This window comes from Promicromonospora sukumoe 327MFSha3.1, from assembly GCF_000385135.1.
GTDB classification, from domain to species: domain Bacteria; phylum Actinomycetota; class Actinomycetes; order Actinomycetales; family Cellulomonadaceae; genus Promicromonospora; species Promicromonospora sukumoe_B.
Genome location: NZ_ARQM01000010.1, coordinates 449,714 through 464,641 on the forward strand (window position 1 = coordinate 449,714; position 14,928 = coordinate 464,641).

General features: G+C 74.0%; 10 protein-coding genes. 7 read left to right on the plus strand and 3 right to left on the minus strand.

The annotated features are described in order from the left end of the window. Window positions 1-10 precede the first annotated feature (10 nt). Window positions 11-877: an aldo/keto reductase gene (locus H291_RS0105685; protein ID WP_020014012.1), complete on the minus strand. Its 867-nt coding sequence runs from the start codon at window positions 875-877 to the stop codon at window positions 11-13. 117 nt (window positions 878-994) lie between these two features. On the opposite strand from H291_RS0105685, the gene H291_RS28855 reads away from it, so the two are divergent. Next, entirely contained in the window at window positions 995-1,864 is an 870-nt protein-coding gene (locus tag H291_RS28855) for a LysR family transcriptional regulator (RefSeq protein WP_020014013.1), read from the plus strand. 90 nt (window positions 1,865-1,954) lie between these two features. Here the strand turns inward: H291_RS28855 and H291_RS0105695 are convergent, their stop codons facing one another. Together H291_RS0105695 and H291_RS0105700 are read right to left on the minus strand one after the other, a co-directional pair. Continuing rightward, window positions 1,955-4,063: an NPCBM/NEW2 domain-containing protein gene (locus H291_RS0105695; RefSeq protein ID WP_020014014.1), complete on the minus strand. Its 2,109-nt coding sequence runs from the start codon at window positions 4,061-4,063 to the stop codon at window positions 1,955-1,957. A gap of 271 nt (window positions 4,064-4,334) precedes the next feature. Next, on the minus strand, window positions 4,335-5,216 hold the full coding sequence (locus tag H291_RS0105700; protein WP_033325740.1) for a helix-turn-helix domain-containing protein: 882 nt from the start codon (window positions 5,214-5,216) through the stop codon (window positions 4,335-4,337). A gap of 130 nt (window positions 5,217-5,346) precedes the next feature. On the opposite strand from H291_RS0105700, the gene H291_RS28860 reads away from it, so the two are divergent. From H291_RS28860 to H291_RS0105730, 6 genes are all read left to right on the plus strand, one after another. Next, window positions 5,347-8,769 carry a DUF5107 domain-containing protein gene (locus tag H291_RS28860; RefSeq protein ID WP_033325742.1) on the plus strand — a complete coding sequence of 1,141 codons (3,423 nt, stop codon included), beginning with the start codon at window positions 5,347-5,349 and terminating at the stop codon, window positions 8,767-8,769. Window positions 8,770-8,846: 77 nt separating this feature from the next. After that, window positions 8,847-10,160: an ABC transporter substrate-binding protein gene (locus H291_RS0105710; protein WP_157236726.1), complete on the plus strand. Its 1,314-nt coding sequence runs from the start codon at window positions 8,847-8,849 to the stop codon at window positions 10,158-10,160. Continuing rightward, the gene (locus H291_RS0105715; protein WP_020014018.1) at window positions 10,157-11,062 is read left to right on the plus strand and encodes a carbohydrate ABC transporter permease; all 906 of its coding nucleotides are present in this window, start codon (window positions 10,157-10,159) and stop codon (window positions 11,060-11,062) included. Before H291_RS0105710 ends, H291_RS0105715 begins: the two co-directional genes overlap by 4 nt. 1 nt (window position 11,063) lies before the next feature. Continuing rightward, complete coding sequence (locus tag H291_RS0105720) at window positions 11,064-11,960, plus strand: carbohydrate ABC transporter permease (RefSeq protein WP_020014019.1); 897 nt, start codon at window positions 11,064-11,066, stop codon at window positions 11,958-11,960. After that, window positions 11,957-14,071 (plus strand): alpha-galactosidase, encoded by a 2,115-nt coding sequence (locus H291_RS28865; RefSeq protein WP_020014020.1) that lies wholly within the window; start codon window positions 11,957-11,959, stop codon window positions 14,069-14,071. Before H291_RS0105720 ends, H291_RS28865 begins: the two co-directional genes overlap by 4 nt. Continuing rightward, on the plus strand, window positions 14,068-14,886 hold the full coding sequence (locus tag H291_RS0105730) for a hypothetical protein (protein ID WP_020014021.1): 819 nt from the start codon (window positions 14,068-14,070) through the stop codon (window positions 14,884-14,886). Before H291_RS28865 ends, H291_RS0105730 begins: the two co-directional genes overlap by 4 nt. The last annotated feature ends 42 nt before the right edge of the window (window positions 14,887-14,928 follow it).

Here is a 14,928-nt window from a genome sequence, read left to right on the forward strand (position 1 = left end):
GCGGTAGGGCTCAGGCCGCCGACAGGCGGGCGACCTCGTCGGCGGTGAGCGTCAGCTCGCTCGCCTGGGCCGAGTCGGTGATGCTCTCCGGGCGCGACGCCCCGGGGATCGGCACCACGACGGGCGCGAGCGCGAGCTCCCACGCCAGCGTCACGCGGAACGGCGAGACGCCGTGCGCGTCGGCGATCTCCTGGAACGCCGAGTACTCGGCGCCGAGCTCGCCCGAGCGGGCCAGCGAGATGCCGCCCAGCGGGCTCCAGGGCAGGAACGCGATCCCCAGCTCGGCGCACAGCTCGAGCTCCGGCAGCGAGGAGCGGAAGCGCGGCGAGAACTGGTTCTGCACGGACACCAGGCGCCCGCCGAGGATGTCGTTGGCCTCGCGGATCTGGTCCGGGTTCGCGTTCGAGATGCCCGCGAGCTCGATGACGCCCTCGTCGAGCAGGTCGCGGATCGCGCCCACGGAGTCGCCGTAGGGCACGTTCGGGTCCGGGCGGTGGAACTGGTACAGGCCGATGGCGTCGACGCCGAGCCGCTTGGCCGAGGCCTTCACGGCCTCCTTGAGGTACTCGGGCCGGCCGTCCTTGGTCCAGGACCCGTCCCCGGGGCGCAGGTGGCCGCCCTTGGTGGCGACCAGGACGCCGGAGGTGTCGGCGCCGTAGGTGCGGAGGGCCTCGGCGATGAGCTCCTCGTTGTGCCCCACCTCGTCGGCGAACTGGTGGTAGGCGTCCGCGGTGTCGATCAGGGTGACGCCGGCGTCGAGGGCGGCGTGGATCGTGGCGATCGAGCGCTCGCGGTCGGGCCGGCCCTCGATCGACATCGGCATGCCGCCGAGGCCGATCGCGGAGACGGAACGGCCGCCGATGGAACGGAGCTGCATGTTTTCTCCTCGTGTCGCAACGGGTTCGGACCAGAGACTAGGAAGCGATAACCTAGAAGTCCAACAACTCCTCATCATCATTCCCAGAACTGGTATTTCTTAATGGAACTGCGTCAGATGGAATACCTCGTGGCGCTGGCGGACGAACGCCAGTTCACGAGGGCCGCCGAGCTCACCGGCGTCTCCCAGTCCGGGCTGTCCGCCGCCATCCGTAACCTCGAGGTCGAGCTGGGCACCAAGCTGTTCACCAGGACCACCCGCCGGGTCGAGCCCACCGAGGCGGGCCTGGCGCTGCTGCCTTTCGCCCGGTCCATGCTCTCCTCCGCGACGGAAGCTCGCGATGCGGTGGTCCAGGTCTCGCGCGAGCTCGCGGGTACGCTGCGGGTCGGCGCGGAGCAGTGCCTCGGCCTCGTCGACGTCGCCACGCTGCTGGAACGCTTCCACCGGCGCTACCCGCGCGTGGAGATCGCGTTCACGCAGGCGGGCTCGCACGAGCTCCTGGCCGGGGTGCGCGACGGCGACCTCGACGCCGCGTTCGTCGCCACGGCCGACCACGTGGGCGTGCTGCCGCGCGTGGTCCTGGGCGAGGAGCCGGTGGTGTTCCTCTGCCCGCCCGAGCACCCGCTGGCCGCCCGCGCGGCCGTGGACCGGGCCGACCTGGGCGGGGACAGCTTCATCGACTTCCACCCGTCCTGGGCGATCCGCCAGCTCAACGACGACGCGTTCGCGGCGCGGGGCGTGCGCCGCCGGGTCCGGTTCACGGTCAACGACGTGCACACGCTGCTGGACCTGGTCGACCGCGGGCTGGGCGTCGCCGTCGTGCCGCGGCACGTGGCGGCCAAGCCGCAGGCCGCCCGCCTGGTCGCCGTCCCGGTCGCGGCGGACGGCGCCGCGGACTGGGTGGTCTCGATGGTCACCACCCCGGACCGCGCGGACAGCCCGGCCCCGCACCTGGCGGAGCTCCTGCAGGACGCGCCCACATGCTGACCCCACGCGGCCGGCCGGGGCCGGGAGCGCGAACGTAGGGTCGGTCGGCTTCTCAGCGCTGGAGAGCCGACCAACCCTACGTTCGGCGGCTCAGGCGCAGGTGAGGTTCAGCGACAGCCAGTCGGCGCGGTCGTTGTAGCCGCCGTCGGACGCGTCGCCCACCTCGAGGGTCAGGTCGCGGACTCCTGCGACGTCCAGGTCGAACGGCACCTCGGTGCCGCGCTCGACGGTCCCGCTCGACCAGACCACGTCCCCGTCGCCGACGACGGCGAACGTCGCCGTGCCGCCCTCCGGGCCGACCGTGCCGACGGCGTCGTCGATGCCGACGCTCCCGGCCAGCGAGGTGCACGCGGCGCCGAGGTAGTAGCGCACCCGGGACGGGCTGGCGACGCCGAGCCCGGTCTCGTGCACCGTGCCCGCCACCGTGAGCGGCGAGCCGCCGCCCACGCTCTGGTCCACCGTCGGCGTCAGCCAGCCGCTGGTCGCGCTCACCCAGGGGTGCCGGGACAGCACGACGTCGCTGCCCGACGGCGCCCCGGGCGCGATCGTCACGCGCGACGGCGGCGTCGCGAGGTGCCCGGAGCCGGACGAGACCGACGCGGCGACGTCGTACCCGCCGGTCCCGGCGCCCGGCGTGACGGACACCGCGAACGTGACCGTGGCCGAACCGCCCGGCCGCACCACCCTGGGCGCGGGCCCGGCGGCGCGGGCCGACCAGCCCTCCGGGAGCGTGAGCGCGACGCGCGGCGCGCGCACGGCCGTGCCGCCGTCGTTGTGCAGCGTGACCTGCGTGGTCAGCCGGTCCCCGGCCGCGGCCACCAGGTCCGTGGTGGGCGCGACGGCGTCGGCCCCGACGGCCGTGAACGCGGGCGGCGCGGCGACCAGCCGTGGAGCCCCGTGCGCCCGGGACGGCGTGACCCGCAGCAGGGCGGCGCCGTGCGCCGGGACCGCGGCGCGCACCGTGCCCGACGACTGCGTCCGAGCGTCCGTCCACGTGTCCAGCACCTCGAACGAGCGGCCGCGCAGGCCCAGGTCGCGGGCGGTGGTGGCGACCTCGGCGGCCCGGTCGCCGCGGTTCAGCAGCGCGACGGCGACCGAGCCGTCGGCCAGCGGCTTGGCCCAGGTCTCCGTGGTGCCCGCGGCGCCGACCCGGGTGCCCTGGACGCCGAGCGGATCCTGGTCGATGGCGAGCACGTCCTCGTCGAGCAGGATGTCCATCGACTCCTGGCTCAGGGTGCGCGGGTCGCTGGAGATGACCAGCGGCGCCGCCGCGACGGTCCACAGCGACATCTGGGTGCGGAATTCCTCGGTGGTCATGCCGAGCTCCGGCCCCAGGTAGTCGGGGTCGCTGAACCGCCCCGGGCCCGCGACCTCCGGGTGCCGCGCGTTCGCGTCGAAGTTGCGCAGCACGTCCTTGAACTGGATCTGCCCCACGAAGCCGACGTCGGTGTAGGTGCGCCAGGACTCCGCGATGTCGGGGGCGTAGGTCCACGACCAGGTGGACTGCTGCTCCTCCGGGTAGTCGCCCCAGTCCGGCGAGGTCACGGGGTTGCAGAGGTTGAAGATCATCGGCCGGCCGGAGCTGTTGTCGCGCAGGGCCTCCGCGAACGCGGTGAACGCCTCCTGCGGGTCCAGGTCTGCGGTGATGCCGCACAGGAAGTCGACCTTGACGGCGTCGTAGCCCCACTCCGCGAAGGTGTCGGCGTCGGTCTGGTAGTGGCCGCCGCTGCCCAGGCCGCACGTGCCCGGGATGTACGGCCCGGCGTCGGTGTAGATGCCGGCGCGCAGGCCGCGGTCGTGGATCTCGTCGGCCAGAGCGGCCATGCCGTCGGGGAACCGCTCGGCGTCGCCCTGCAGCAGGCCGTCGTCACCGCGCGGGACGTCGGCCTGCCAGCCGCCGTCGAGCCACACGATGTCGTAGCCGGCGTCCGCGAGGCCCGACGAGACCAGGAAGTCGGCCACGTCCAGGACCTCGTCGGCGGTGAAGTCGCCGCCCAGGCCGTAGTACGTGTTCCAGCCCTGGTAGGGCGTGGGGCTGGGACCGGACGCGGGGGCGGCGTCGGACGGCGCGGGTCGGGCGGCGGGCGCGGCGGGCGCTGCGGGTGCGGCCGAGGCGGTGTCCGCCAGCCCTGTCGCGGCCAGGGCGGTGGTGAGCAGGGCGGCGCTGGCTCGCGCCGCCCAGGTTCGTACGGTGAACATGGGTCTCCTGACGTCGTCGTCGGCTCGGCACGAGGCCGAGGGAGGGAACCCGCCCAGCAAACCGCGCGCTCACACCTCGGCGGAATGCAGAGGACGACGCACCCGCCTGGACGATCCGACGCGGGGGAGCCTCCGGAAGCCCGCCGAGCGGTCGGCAGAATGTCAGGTAGTCGGTAGTCCGAGCTGCCGACCACCTGACATCCTGCCGACCACTCGCCCCAGCCCCGCGCCCACCAGCCCGCCGCCAGCCCCAGCCGGCGCCCCCGCGCGCTCAGCGGTCGTGGAGGCCGTTGCGGAAGTCCGTCGGGCTGCACGAGTGGACGCTGCGGAACTGGCGCGAGAAGTAGAACGGGTCGGGGTAACCGACCGACCGCGCGATGTCGGCCACGGGCAGCTCCGTGGTGATGAGCAGCTCGCACGCCCGCGCCATCCGCAGCCGCTTGACGTACTCGACGACGCCGCCGCCGGTCGCCGCCCGGAACCGGGCCGAGAAGTGCGACGTGCTCAGCCCGAACCGCCGGGCGAGCGCCGCCACCTCGACCACGGCGTCGAGGTGCGTGCGCAGGTACTCCTGCGCGGCGCGCACGGGCTCGCCCCGCACCGGGCTGCCCGCGGCGGCGTCCGCCCCGAGCTGGGCGAGCACCGACCAGGCGGCACCCGCGCAGCGCAGCAGGCTGGGGTAGGTCTCGTCGGTTTCCAGGGCGTCGACCACGCGTTCGAGGTCGGCGACCACGCGCACCAGGTCGTGCACCTCGACGACGGCGACGTCGTCCGGGCCGGCGTGCCGGGCCAGGTCGCGCTCGAACTCGCCCGCGTCCTCACCCCGGGCGTGCATCCACCAGATCGTCCATGGGTCGTCGTCGTCCGCCCAGTACTCGTGCGGCACGCCCGCGGGGATCACGAGCGCCTGAGCAGCGCCGATACGATGCAGGCCGCCGGGCGTGCGGCACCAGCCGCGCCCCGCCGACGACACGATGACGATGGTGCCCACGGCGCCCCGCGCACGGACCCGGCCGTGGTTGGTCGCGTGCGGAAAGTAGCCCGCGTCGGTGACCAGCAGGCGCGAGGTGGGGCCCGCCTGCGACGTCGCGCGGACCACGGTGGTCGGCAGCACCCGCAGGCGCTGTCCGGGGAAGCCGTCACGGATGCGCACCCCTGGAGGGTAGACCCGGCGGGCCGCCCGCGTCAGCCGCCGGCGCACCCGGTGAATCGTCGGATCGTCCAGGCAGTTAAGTCGATACGTCGCTTCCCGGGGCGCCCCCGGGGTTCGTAGCGTCGGTCACATGCTCGATGTGGAGTCCGTGCTCGAACTGCCCGACCGGCCCGGCGACCTGGCCGGCCGGGCCGCAGCCGCCTGGGAGGCGCCGCTCAACCTGACCACCTATGCGCCCCTGCCGCCCGACCGGTTCCCGGCGTACCTGGACCGGCGGGTGTACCAGGGGTCGTCCGGCCGCGTGTACCCGCTGCCGTTCCACCACCAGATCGCCGACGAGCCCCACCAGCGGGCCTGGCGTGCGGTGCACCTGGAGAACGAGTGGCTGCGCGTGGTCGTGCTGCCGGAGCTCGGCGGGCGCATCCACGTGGCTCGGGAGCGCGGCAGCGGCCGCGACCTGTTCTGGACCAACCCGGTGATCAAGCCCGCCCTCGTGGGGCTGGCGGGGCCGTGGGTGGCCGGCGGCGTGGAGCTCAACTGGCCGCAGCACCACCGCCCCGCCACCTACCTCCCGGTGGACGTCGAGATCGAGGAGGAGCCCGACGGCGCCGTCGTCGTCTGGTGCTCCGACCACGACCCGTTCACGCGGATGAAGGGCATGCACGGCGTGCGCCTGCGGCCCGACAGCGCCGTCCTGGAGCTGACCGTGCGGCTGTACAACCGCAGCGAGCTGCCGCAGTCGTTCCTCTGGTGGGCCAACGTGGCCGCCAAGGTCGACGACGACTACCAGTCGTTCTTCCCGCACGACGTGACCTACGTGGCCGACCACGCCCGGCGCGCGATCACCGCCTTCCCGCACGCCGACCGCCCCTACTACGGCGTCGACTACCCGGCGCTCGCGAGCAGCGGCGGCGACCGCCTCGACTGGTACCGCAACATCCCGGTGCCGACGTCGTACATGTGCCTGGGCAGCGACGAGGAGTTCTTCGGCGGGTACGACCACGCGTCGGGGCTCGGGTTCGTGCACGTGGCGGACCGCGCCATCTCGCCGGGCAAGAAGCAGTGGACCTGGGGCAACGCCCCGTTCGGGCACGCCTGGGACGCCAACCTGGCCGACGACGGCTCGCACTACGTCGAGCTCATGGCCGGGGTGTTCACCGACAACCAGCCCGACTTCGCCTACCTCGCCCCCGGCGAGACCAAGGTGTTCTCCCAGTACTGGTACCCCGTGCGCGACGTCGGCCCGGTGGACCGGGCCACGCTGGAGGCCGCGGTGCGGCTGGAGCGGTCGGGTTCGGGTGGAGGCGTTGACGACGGCTCGGGGACGACGGCGCGGATCGGCGTCGTCGTGCCGCGGCCCCTGGACGATCTGACGGTCACGCTGTCGGCGGACGGCGCGGTGCTGGCCACCGACGTCGTCGACGTCGACCCGACCCGCCCGGCCCTGCTGGAGCACGAGGTCCCGGCTGGGACGGGCCCGCTCACGGTGACGGTCACCCACGGCGACCGAACCCTCGTGGCCTGGACCGAGACCCCCACGGGAGCCGTGCCCGAGCCCGACCCCGCCGAGGAGCCACCCGCCCCCGACGAGGTCGGCACCGTCGAGGAGCTGGCGCTGATCGCCGCGCACCTGGACCTGTACCGGCACGCCACGCGCGCCCCCGAGCCGTACTGGCACGAGGCGCTGCGCCGCGACCCGGGGCACGTGGACAGCCTGGTGGGCCTCGGCCGCCGCGCCTACGTGGCGGGCGACCCCGAGCGGGCCCGCGACCACCTGGAGCGCGCCGTCGAGCGGCTGACCCGGCTGCACCGCAGCCCCCGCGACACGACGGCGCTGTACCTGCTGGGCCTGGTGCGCGAGCAGCTCGGCGACGACGCGGGTGCCTACGACGCATACGCGCAGGCCGCGTGGTCGCGGGCCTGGCGTGCCCCCGCCGGCTACCGGATGGCGCGCCTCGACGCGCGCGCCGGCCGTCACGAGCGCGCGCTGGCCCGGCTCGACGACGTCCGCCGCACCGAGCCCGACCACCTCCAGGCGCTCGCGCTGGCCGTGGTGTGCCACGGGCGCCTGCGGCAGCACGCGGCGGCGACGTCGGCGCTGGCGGCGGCCCGCGCGCTCGACCCGCTCGACGCCTGGCTGCGCCACCTGGACGGGCAGCCCGCCAGCGGCGACGCCCAGACCCTGCTCGACGTCGCGATCGAGCTCGCGGGGGTGGGGGAGCACGAGACCGCCCTGGCCTGCCTCGACGAGGCCGAGGCCCGCGAGGACCACCGGCCCGCCGGGCAGACCGCCGCGCGCCCGCTGCTCGCCTACCACCGCGCCCACGTGCTGGCGCTGGCCGGCCGCGCGGACGACGCCGCCGCGGAGCGGGCCCGGGCCCGCGGCCTCGACGCCACGTGGTGCTTCCCCGGCCGGCTCGCCGACGCCGCCGTGCTGAGTGCGGCGGCCGACGCCGACCCGGACGACGCCCGCGCGCGGTCGCTCCTGGGCCACTGGACCTACGCCGCCGGCCGCCGGGCCGACGCCCTGGCGCTGTGGCGGTCCGCCGTCGCCCTGGACCCGGCCGACGCCGTGGCCTGGCGCAACATCGGCGTGGCCGCCGTCAACCACGAGCGGGACCTGGGGGCGGCTGGCGAGGCCTACGGGCGCGCGCTCGCGGCGGCGCCCGGCGACGCTCGGCTCCGGTACGAGAGCGACCAGCTCGCGGCGCTGACGGGGGAGACCCCGGCGGCGCGGCTCGCGAAGCTGCCGGCCGGCGCCCTCGATCGCGACGACCTCGCCGTCGAGGCCCTGCACCTCATGGTCACCGAGGGCCGCGCGGAGGAGGCCCTGACGATCCTCGGCGGACGCCGCCTGCACCCGTGGGAGGGCGGCGAGGGCCAGGCGCTCCTGGCCTGGGACCGCGCGCACACCCACCGCGCGCTGGACGCGCTCGCGGACGGCCGGCCCGACGACGCCGTCGCCCACGTGCGCGCGGCGCTGACCCCGCCGTCGAACCTGGGCGAGGCCCGCCACCCGCTGGCCAGCACCGCGAACCTGCACCTGCTCCTGGGCGACGCCCTGGCGGCCGCCGCCGCCGGGACAGGCGACGCCACCGACGCCTGGCGCACCGCCGCCGCCCAGCGCGGCGACTTCGTCGAGATGAGCACGCAGGAGCACGGCGAGCAGACGTTCTGGACGGTCCTCGCGCTGCGCCGCACCGGCGACGCCGGCGCCGCGGACGAGCTGACGGCGGCGCTGCGCGCCTACCGCGACCGGTACGCCGTCGAGGTGCCGCGGGTCGACTACTTCGCGACGTCGCTGCCCGACCTGCTGCTGTTCGAGGAGGACCCGCTGCGCGTGCGCGACCGGCGCGTGCTGTTCCTCGACGCCCAGCTCGCGCTGCTGGCCGACGACACCGCGACGGCCGACGCGCTGCTGCGCCGGCCGGAGCTGTTGGCGTCGCGGCACGCGGCCGACCTGCGGCACGCCGTCGCCCGCCGGGGCGAGGCGCTGCTGCACGGGACTGCCGCCGTCGTCGGGGAGGCTGTGCACCAGGCCCCGGGAATCTGACGGGCGCGGACCTACCCGCGCCCGTGATCTGAGAGGTACCAGGTGCGCCAACGAGGGCGCACGAAGGAGGAACGAAGATGTCCAAGCGAACCACGACTTACAAGCGAGCACTGACCCGCCGCGAGCTCCTCGCGGGCGGTATGACGCTGGGCGCGGCGAGCCTGCTGGCCGCGTGCGTGGGGACGACGTCGGGCGGCAGCGGCGGGGGCGGGGGCGGCACGAGCTCCGGCCTGATCACGCTGCAGAACTCGATCCAGGACGCCGACCCCAAGGCCGCCCTGGAGGCGCTGGTCAAGGCCTACCCCGGCGGCGACGTCACGATGAACTCGGTGGCCACCGAGCAGTTCCGGGCTCAGCTCACGAACTACCTGCGCTCCGGCGACTCGCCCGAGGTGCTGAGCTGGTACGCCGGGTCCGTGGCCCGGTCCTATGCCGAGGAGGGGCTGCTGCTCGACGTGTCGTCGCTGTGGGAGGGCGACGGCGCGTGCGCCGGGTACTCCGACGCGCTGCGCAGCCTGTCCTCCGACGCCGCGGGCAAGCAGATCTTCGTGCCGACCAGCTACTACTGGTGGAGCGTCTTCTACAAGAAGTCGGCGTTCGAGAAGTGGGGCGTGGAGCCGCCCACGACGTGGGACGAGTTCCACGCGCTGTGCGAGAACCTCAGCGGCCAGGGCATCGTGCCGCTGACCAACGGCCTGTCGTCCACGCCGTGGATGGCGTCCGGCTGGTTCGACTACCTGGACCTGCGGATCAACGGTGCGCAGTACCACCGGGAGCTGCTGGCCGGGGAGCACGCCTTCAACGACCCCGAGGTGGTGGCCGTCATGGAGGAGTACAAGCGGCTCATCCCGTACTTCGACAAGAACGCGGCGTCCTACACCGCGCAGGACGCCGCGACGCCCGTCGCCCAGGACAAGTCGGCCATGTACCTCGTCGGCGCGTTCGTCTCGGGGTACTTCCCCGAGGACCAGCGCGACGACCTGGACTTCTTCTCGGTGCCGGTCATCAACGACTCGGTGCCGACGGCGGAGGAGGCCCCGACCGACGGGTTCTTCGCCGCCGCGCGGAGCGACAACCACCAGGGCGCGCTGGACCTGCTGAGCTACCTCGCGTCCGCCGACTCGCAGCAGCAGTACATCGAGCAGTCCAAGTCCTCCAACCTGCCGACCTCGCCCGACGTCGACACGACGTCGTTCAGCCCTCTCGTGCAGAAGGGCATCGAGCTGCTGAACAACACCGAGGAGATCACGCAGTTCTTCAACCGCGACTCCTCCGACGCCCTCCAGGCCACCGCCGACACCGCCCTGACCAAGTTCCTCGCCCAGCCGGACTCCATGAAGAGCATCCTCGACGAGTGGCAGACGGCGGCCGAGGGGGTCTTCGCGTCGTGAGCGCGCAGCCGTCCACCGCGACCCGCCGCCCCAACCGGTTCGCGCGCGTCCCGCTGCTCGTCTGGGCGTTCCTGCTGGTCCCGCTCGTGGTCGAGCTGTTCTGGGTGTTCTGGCCCGCGGCCAACTCGTTCTCGCTCGCCCTGACCCGCTGGGACGGGATCGGCCTGGCCGAGCCCGTGGGCCTGCAGAACTTCCGCGACCTGGCCGCCGACCCGATCTTCCTGACCGCCCTGCAGAACAACGTGATCTGGGTGCTCGGGTTCGGCGGCCTGTCCGTGGTGGGCGGCCTCGCCCTCGCCGTCACCCTGAACAAGCCCGGCCCGATGGTGAGCATCTACCGCAGCGCCATCTACCTGCCGATGGTCGTCTCGCTCGCCGTGAGCGGCCTGTTCTGGCGCGTCATGTACGCGCCCGACGGGCCGATCAACGGCACCCTCGGCCTGCTCGGCCTCGAGCACCTGGAACGCCAGTGGCTCGCCGACCCCACGGTCGCCCTCTGGGCCGTGCTGATCGCTGCCGTCTGGCGTCAGGTCGGCTACATCATGGTGCTGTACCTGGCCGGCCTCAAGGGCACCGACGGCTCGCTGGAGGAGGCCGCCGCCGTCGACGGCGCCAACGCGTGGCAGCGGTTCTGGCGCATCGTCATGCCCCAGCTGCGCGGCGTGAACATGGTCGTCTTCGCCGTCACCGTCATCGACTCCCTGCGCACCTTCGACATCGTCTGGGCGATGACCCGCGGCGGGCCCTACAACGAGACCCAGCTCCTGAGCACCTACATGTTCCAGCAGGCGTTCACCACGGGGAACCTCGGCTACGCCTCCGCCATCGCCGTGGTCATCTTCGCGCTGGCGATCGGCTTCATCATCACCTACCTCGCCCGCCAGGCCCGGACGGAGGACTGACATGTCAGCACTCGCCCCACCCGCCGCCGGCGCACCCGCGGCGGTCCGCGACCGGCCCGCCCCCCGGCTGCGCCGGCCCAAGCCCGCCCGCTCGCCGTGGCTGCACGTCGCGATGGTCCCCGTCACGCTGCTGTGGCTCAGCCCCATCGTGTTCGTGCTGTTCGTCGCGATCCGCTCCTACGACGACATCGCGGGCCGCGGCCTGGGCGCGTTCCCGGCGTCGTTCAGCCTCGACGGCTTCGCCACCGCGCTCACCGAGGGCGGCGTGCTGCGCTCGCTCGGCAACAGCGTGCTCGTCACCGTGTGCGCCGTCGTCGCCTCGCTCGCCCTGTCGTCCTTCGCCGCCTACGCCCTGAGCCGGTTCGACATCCCGTTCCGCCGGACCATCCTGCTCACCATGCTCGCCGGGAACCTCCTGCCCCCGCAGATCCTGCTCGTCCCGGTCTCGTCCATCACCGAGGCCATCGGCATCGGCGACACGCTCACCGCGCTCGTCGTGGTCCAGGTCGGGTTCGGCATCGGCTTCTACACCTTCGTGCTGCACGGGTTCATGCGCAGCCTGCCCAACGAGGTCTTCGAGGCCGCACGGCTCGACGGCGCCGGCCCCGGCGGCATCTTCTGGCGCATCGTGCTGCCCCTGTCGCGGCCGTCGCTGGCGGCGCTCGCGGCCCTGGCCACCACCTGGATCTTCAACGACCTGATCTGGGCGATGACGGTGCTGCGCACCGAGGCCAAGTTCCCCATCACCGCGGCCCTGCTCAACCTGCAGGGCGGGTTCGCCAGCGCGTGGAACGTGGTCGCGGCGGGCGCGCTGATCGCGGCCGTGCCGACGGCGATCGTGTTCTTCCTGTTCCAGAAGCAGTTCGTGTCCGGCCTTCTCGTAGGAGCCAACAAGTGACCTGGACTCTCCCGACCCGCACGGGTCAGTACGTCGTCGGACTCGCCCCGCGGGAGGCCGGGCTGGTCGCGATCGGCTGGGGGCCTCTTGCTGAGGAGGCCGTGCCGCCGGTGGCGGCGACGTCCTCCTTCGAGGCCGACCTCGACCTGCTCCCGCTGGAGGCCACCGCGCTCGGCACCCGCAACGTGCACGGCGCCGAGCTCGTGGTGCGCCGCGCCGACGGCGTCCGCGGCGCCCGCCTCGCCCTCGCGGGCGAGGTCTCCCTCGTCCAGGACGACGACGGCGGCACCCACCTGGTCTGCCCGCTCGCCGACGACGTGCTGGGCCTGGCCGCGACCCTGCACGTCCGCACCCACCCCGCCCACGACGTCGTGGAGAAGTGGGCCGACCTGCGCAACCACTCGGAGCAGCCGATCGAGCTGCTGCGCGGCTGGGGCGGCACGTTCAACGTGCCGACGTCGGGCGAGGCGCACGTGGACCTGCTCGGCGGGGCGTGGTCGCGGGAGTTCACGCCGTTCCGCGCCTCGCTCGGGGCGGGGACGCTGAGCATCGGCAGCCGCCAGGGCATCACGAGCCACACGTACGCGCCGGTGGTGACGGTCGTGCCCGCCGGAACGGACGGGGTGTTCCGTTCCGCCGCAACGGGCGGGGCCGTCCACTCCGCCGGAACGGACGCCCCCGTCCGTTTCGGCGTCGCGCTCGCGTACAGCGGCTCCTGGCGGATGGCGCTCGACGCCGTCCCCTTCGCCGACCACGTCCGGGTCTCCGCGGGACCGGACGACGAGTCGGGCATCCTCACGCTCGCGCCCGGCGCCGCGCTCACCACCCCGGTCCTGGCCGGGGTGCGCGTCGAGGGCGACGCCGACGACCTGGCCCACGCCTGGCACGCCTACCAGGCGACGCTGGCCCGCACGCGCGGGCCCGAGCACCGGCCCGTCGTCTACAACTCGTGGTTCGCCACGACGTTCGACGTCCGCGTGGAGCACCAGCTCCGGCTCGCCGAGGCCGCGGCCGAGGTGGGCGCGGAGGTCTTCGTGGTCGACGACGGCTGGTTCCGCGGCCGCACGACCGACCGCGCCGCACTCGGCGACTGGGAGGTCGACACCGAGCGGATTCCCGGCGGCCTCGGGCCGCTCGCCGACGGCGTCAAGGCGCTCGGCATGCGGTTCGGCCTCTGGGTCGAGCCCGAGGCCGTGAGCCCCGACAGCGACCTGTACCGCGCGCATCCCGAGTGGGCGCACCACGTCGACGGGCGCCCCCTGGAGACGCTGCGGCACCAGTACATGCTCGACCTGGGCCGGCCCGAGGTCGAGGAATGGGTGCTCGGGACGCTGCGCCGCCTGCTCACCGAGACCGACATCAGCTACCTCAAGTGGGACATGAACCGCTCGATCGCCGACGGCGGTCGCACGGCCCCGGGCGGCGACGACTGGTCCTGGCGGCACACGCAGGCCTACTACCGGGTGCTCGACGCGCTGCGCGCCGAGTTCCCGCACGTCACCGTCGAGGCGTGCGCCGGCGGCGGAGGCCGGATCGACCACGCGGTGCTCGCCCGGACCGACGTCGTCTGGCCCAGCGACGAGACCGGACCGCGCGACCGGCTCGCGATCCAGCACGGGTTCCTGGGTGTGCTGCCCGCGTGGACCATGAGCTCGTGGGTCACGGACCTGCCGGACCTCCTCGACCCCGACCGGGAGAGCGGGCCGGCGAGCCTGGAATTCCGGTTCGTGGTCGCCATGGCGGGGGTGCTCGGCATCGGCTCGGACCTGCTGGCCTGGGACGAGACGACCCGGGAGCGGGCGGCGTCGTTCGTGGACCTGTACCGACAGATCCGGCCGGTGGTGCACACGGGGCTGACCCGTCGGCACGGAACCCCGGCCGACGCCGCGTGCGCGGTCCAGTACACGGGGGAGGACGCCGTGGTCGTGCTGGCCTGGCGCCGCGCCGGGGAGGCCCGGCTCACGGTCCACCTCGGCGACCTCGACCCGGACGCCCGCTACCGCGTCCGGGGCACCGACGAGAGCCGCACGGGCAAGGAGCTGGCGACCGACGGCCTGCCGATCCGGTGGACCTGGCGGGACTGCGACGTCGTCATCCTGGACCGGGTGTGAGCAACCGTCCCCTCACCGTCCGCACCGACCCGGCCCTGGGTGGCCGCTGGACCTCGCTGGCGACGCCGGAGCGCGAGTGGCTCTGGCGCAACCCGCGGGTCCCGGCGTCCGCCCGGGCCGGCGTCGTGCCCGGCGACCCCTTCGTCGACGCGGGCGGCGGCGAGGAGTGCCTCCCCACGATCGGCGGCCCGAGCGACCACGGCGAGGTGTGGTCAAGACCCTGGACAGCCGACGGCGAGGCTGCCACGGTCCGAGCCGGGAACCTCGCCCTGACCCGCCGCCTCACCGCGCACGACGGCGAGGTTCGCGCCGACTACACGATCACCGGCCCGCCGGGCGCAGGGTTGCTGCACGCCGTCCACCTCCTGGTCGACGTCGGCCCGGACGCCCGCCTGGAGGTCCCCGGCCGCCCCGACACCCTCGTCGTCGAGTGGCCGGAGCCGGGCGCGACCCGGCCCACCACCTGGCCCGACGGCGGGGGAGTGCCGCTGGACGTGCTGGGCCCGGACGACGGCACCGCCCGCTGCGCCGTCGTCGCGACCGACCGGCTCGACGTCGTGGACGGCGCCGACCGGCTGAGCCTGCGCTGGGGCACGCCCTTCCCGGCCCCGGTCTCGCTCGTCGTGTGGCGCAACCTCGGCGGCTGGCCGGAGGCCGCCCCGTACCGCTCGATCGGCGTCGAGCCCATGCTCGGCGCCGAGACCAACCTCGACCGCGCGACCCCGGACCGCCTGGCGCACCTCGACCAGGCAGGTCGGCTGACCTGGTGGCTCACGATGACCGGAGCGCGTTCGGCGAAGAATCTTCCACTGTAAGAATTTCGTCGATAGCATCGTCGACGGCTCACCGAAGAGCCG

Bases quoted from the DNA above. Each gene is read 5' to 3' on its own strand.
- H291_RS0105685 (WP_020014012.1), bottom strand. From the start codon at position 877: ATGCAGCTCCGTTCCATCGGCGGCCGTTCCGTCTCCGCGATCGGCCTC.
- H291_RS28855 (WP_020014013.1), top strand. From the start codon at position 995: ATGGAATACCTCGTGGCGCTGGCGGACGAACGCCAGTTCACGAGGGCC.
- H291_RS0105695 (WP_020014014.1), bottom strand. From the start codon at position 4,063: ATGTTCACCGTACGAACCTGGGCGGCGCGAGCCAGCGCCGCCCTGCTC.
- H291_RS28860 (WP_033325742.1), top strand. From the start codon at position 5,347: ATGCTCGATGTGGAGTCCGTGCTCGAACTGCCCGACCGGCCCGGCGAC.
- H291_RS0105710 (WP_157236726.1), top strand. From the start codon at position 8,847: ATGTCCAAGCGAACCACGACTTACAAGCGAGCACTGACCCGCCGCGAG.
- H291_RS0105720 (WP_020014019.1), top strand. From the start codon at position 11,064: ATGTCAGCACTCGCCCCACCCGCCGCCGGCGCACCCGCGGCGGTCCGC.